We start from the raw sequence: 3,744 nt of genomic DNA, 5'->3' as shown, positions 1-3,744 counted from the left end.
TTACCAAACCATTCGAAAGGAGTGGCATCTATCTGTATTAACATTCCTTTTCTAGCTTTTCTCTTCCGTCTGTAATGCTTCTTAGATTTACGCCTCTTCTTAGGGCTTATAACACCATTAGAAGTTAGTAGATTATAAAGGGCATTGTAACTTATGGAAATACCTTCATTCTCAAGAAGAAGTTCTTGAAAATGCTTAAAATTGGCATCCTTGTATTTATCGGATTTTTTAAGTTTAACAATATTTTGTTTAAAATCATCATCGAAAGCATGATAAGGTTTCCTATTGGTATTCTTGTGGATAAGGAACGACACACCTTCTTCTTCCACTCCTTTTTTTAGGCGATAAATTTGTCGTTCACTTAGACCCAGACTTTCGGCCGCATCACAAGGTTTAAGGTTACCTTCAATCACGTTTGAGATGACTCGATATCTGTTTAATTGTTTTTCATTCAATAGATAATGCACCTCTTTTTTCATATTATTATTTTGACATAATCAAAAGATAATTATGAGATGACATTATCAAAAGATAATAACATAAAAAGAATCTTTATTATTGCATTTTGGGCATTTTACTGGTACAATTTTTTGCATGAGGACTTCATCCTTTCTGGGAGGTATTTGTTTTCTAGCAAAAACATTGTACCACAGAGGATTGAAGTCCTCAATTTTCATTTAAGTTTACAGAGCGCTAAATTATGTTAGGAGGGAATGTTATGAATAAAACAAAAAAATGTTACCGTTATTTTTTTAGCATTAGGACAAGCTGCTGTATATTTTTTACCTTATATAAGAAACGAATATTATACACCTCTTTTAGAAACATTGGATATAACTAATGCTCAGTTTCGTTCGTTAGTAAGTTGTTTTGCTATTGGGTGTATGATTTTGTATATTCCAGGTGGAATTATGAGCGATAAATTAAATTACTAAAAATGTATCGCCATATCACTTTTTTCTACAGCCTTACTAGATGCTTCTTTTGCTTTTTTTATGAATTTTACGTATACAAGAATAGTATTTTTCCTTATCGCTTTTTCAACAACTTTTGTTTTCTGGTCTGCTACTCTAAAAACTGTTGGGTAATCGGAAGTTCTAATGAACAGGGCAAAAAATTCGGGGGTTTTATGCTATCCAAGGGTAGTTGTCTATAGTTGTTCAAAATGTACTGTTATTAGTGTTAATAGGTTTGCTGATTATGTAACTGATTTAAAAGCAATTTTAATAGGTAATGCATTAATAAATTTTATAGACAGAATCGGTTGCCAAATTTTTCGAGATAGGCATGAAAAACAGGAAACTCTTGAAAAAGAAAGTAGCTTTCAATTTAATAAAGTTGGTTCAGTTGTAAAAAATCAACTTATTTGGTATATTGCACTAATGGTATTTTGTTCATATGGACTTTATTCTACTTCCTATTACTATACGACTTTTCTTACCACGGTTAAAGGGCTAAGCCCCAATATTGGTGCTCAATTGAGTCTAATATAAGTGTTATGATTTTAGGTATTCTAAGTATATTACCTCCTGCATTTATGTTATTGGTGTATAGCGTATCTAGTTCTCTTTATGAAGAATATAGAACTTCGGTAGAACACACTAGCACTGCTATTGGACTTGTTTCTATTATTGGTTATACACCAGACTTGTTTTTTGGGCAATGCTTGGTGGTCGGTTAGATAAACCTGGAAATGCCGGATTTTCATCAATATTTATATTTTCCATAGTCATAGATATAGTAGATTTATTTATTCCTTTGTGGCAAAGTCAATAAATGCTAAGCAGGCAAAATGTAACAAGAATCTATGCTAAAATAATACATAAATAAAGGCTTCCATAGTTTTGTAAAAACCAGAAGTTTTTGATAACTTCGATTACTGCAAGAAAGTAGAGTAACAGTTAATTTTTAACAGAAAGGTGTAATCCTATGTACAAATTGAATGAAAAGATTATTGAAAAGGTTAAATGTTATTATAATAGATGTAAGGATGTTGCGGATTATCTGACAGATAATCCAGAAACTGAAGGCAATGAAAGGAAGGCAGTAAAGCGTATTACTTAGTTGTTAATTGAAGAGGGATACGAAATTACTACACCGCACTTTGGCGTAGAACAATCTTTTTTAGCGGTTAAAACAGGAATGAAAGATAAAAATTATCCAAAAGCTGTTATTATGTGCGAATATGATGCATTACCCGGTATAGGACATGCTTGTGGGCATTCCGTTAGTTGTGGTGTAAGTCTACTTGCTGCCTTAGCTCTTAATGGAGCATATCAAGATTTACCATTCCGTATAGACATAATGGGAACACCAGCTGAAGAATATCCAGGTGGAAAAGTATTTCTTATAGATGCTGGAGCTTTTGAGGGATATGAATTCGCAGTTATGGCTCTATATTTCATAATAATAGTCCTGCCTTTAAAGTGTTAGCTTGCACAGATAGATATATTACATTTATAGGTAAAAATAGTCATGCATCTGGAAATCCTTGTGATGGACTTAATGCTTTGAATGCAGTAAGAATTTTTATGGATGCTATGGATATGTGAAGACAACACATACCTACTACAAGTCAAATCCATGGAATAGTAGAAAAAGGTGGAGAATTACCTAGCATAGTACCAAATAAAGTTGTTTTAGACTATTATTTTAAGGCGAAAAACATGAAGGATTTAAATGATCTTATGGAAAAGGCACATCAATGTATGGAAGGTGCAGCATTATGTACTGGTACATCTTTTGAAGTTGTTCAGCGTAATCCTACTTATTGTGATCTTTATTCAGGTGAATTATCTATGAAAACAGTACAGGAAGTATTCGATGCAATGGGAACAGAGACAGTTATTTATCATGTACCACAGGGTTCGACGGATGCAGGAAATGTAGATTAGTTAATACCAACATTTCATCCCTTTGTATCTGTAACAGGTAATAAATACATTCCTTTACATGATATTGAATTTCAAAAAATGTTAAAAACTGATAATGGATATGAGGGTTTATATAATGGTGGAATATTAATCGCTTCCTTAATGCATAGATTAACAACTACCCCAGATTTATTGAAAGAAATTCAAAAAGATCACAAAGAATATCGAGAGAAAAATAAAGGAATCTTATAACTAATGGCAAATTGCATGTTTGATGCAGTCTGCGGCTTTGTAAACTTAAAATGAAAAAATAGTACAATGTTTTATAAAATTACTTTAATTTGCTTTAAATTTCGCCTTGATGATTATAAAAGCTCACCTTGAGATTGTCAAGGGTAAAAATGAACGCACTAAAGTGCGCCCTTGACAATCTCAAGGACGAACATTTAGAAAATATATGGCGAAATTCAAGCAAAACTTATGCTACAAGAGGATACCTTCTTTTCTCTTTGGCAGCTAGATTTAATCCAGCAACTTGAGCTGGGGTTAAGCCATTAAGAGATGAATGAGGTCTAACAAAATTATAGAAAAATATAAACATGCTGATTAGGTTGTTGGCTGATTCAAAAGAATTAAAGCCTTGCTTAGTCTTATACCAAGCTTTGAATTGATGGTGAAAAGACTCTATTAAATTATTAGAAATATCATCTTTGAAGCTTTCGACACGAATGTGTTTAACATTTTTTCCCAATACAGTTTTTACTGGGACATTGTATGCATTGTAGCGGTCACTAACAATAGCATTAGGTTTCCCTAGATCTTTAACAGAATTAAGCAAAGAAAAAGCTTGGTCTGAATTTCTGTGAGGTGA

6 protein-coding genes are annotated in these 3,744 nt (G+C 32.5%); 4 read left to right on the top strand and 2 right to left on the bottom strand.

Annotated features, from left to right (window positions below):
* The coding region (locus CUL_RS17265) for a helix-turn-helix domain-containing protein (protein ID WP_157752659.1) at window positions 1-455 on the bottom strand (455 nt) is incomplete at its 3' end.
* A gap of 645 nt (window positions 456-1,100) precedes the next feature.
* On the opposite strand from CUL_RS17265, the gene CUL_RS0111150 reads away from it, so the two are divergent.
* The 4 genes from CUL_RS0111150 to CUL_RS0111135 all read left to right on the top strand — a co-directional run bounded on the left by CUL_RS0111150 (window position 1,101) and on the right by CUL_RS0111135 (window position 2,894).
* Entirely contained in the window at window positions 1,101-1,493 is a 393-nt protein-coding gene (locus tag CUL_RS0111150) for a hypothetical protein (RefSeq protein ID WP_025641765.1), read from the top strand.
* A gap of 436 nt (window positions 1,494-1,929) precedes the next feature.
* Window positions 1,930-2,064 carry a hypothetical protein gene (locus tag CUL_RS19930; protein ID WP_269077324.1) on the top strand — a complete coding sequence of 45 codons (135 nt, stop codon included), beginning with the start codon at window positions 1,930-1,932 and terminating at the stop codon, window positions 2,062-2,064.
* Window positions 2,065-2,433, top strand: coding sequence for a zinc-binding metallopeptidase family protein (locus CUL_RS0111140; RefSeq protein ID WP_025641763.1), 369 nt, complete (start codon window positions 2,065-2,067; stop codon window positions 2,431-2,433). It begins immediately after the preceding gene.
* Window positions 2,434-2,666: 233 nt separating this feature from the next.
* Complete coding sequence (locus CUL_RS0111135) at window positions 2,667-2,894, top strand: zinc-binding metallopeptidase family protein (RefSeq protein ID WP_025641761.1); 228 nt, start codon at window positions 2,667-2,669, stop codon at window positions 2,892-2,894.
* A 457-nt stretch (window positions 2,895-3,351) separates the two neighbouring features.
* Here CUL_RS0111135 and CUL_RS17260 read toward each other — a convergent pair.
* A partial coding sequence (locus tag CUL_RS17260) for an integrase core domain-containing protein (RefSeq protein WP_025641759.1) occupies window positions 3,352-3,744 on the bottom strand: 393 nt, incomplete at its 5' end.

The sequence above is a fragment of the [Clostridium] ultunense DSM 10521 genome, assembly GCF_000511955.1.
Taxonomy (GTDB): domain Bacteria; phylum Bacillota; class Clostridia; order Tissierellales; family Tepidimicrobiaceae; genus Schnuerera; species Schnuerera ultunensis.
Note: the sequence above shows the minus strand (reverse complement) of the source record. Positions and strands in the feature narration are given on the sequence as shown.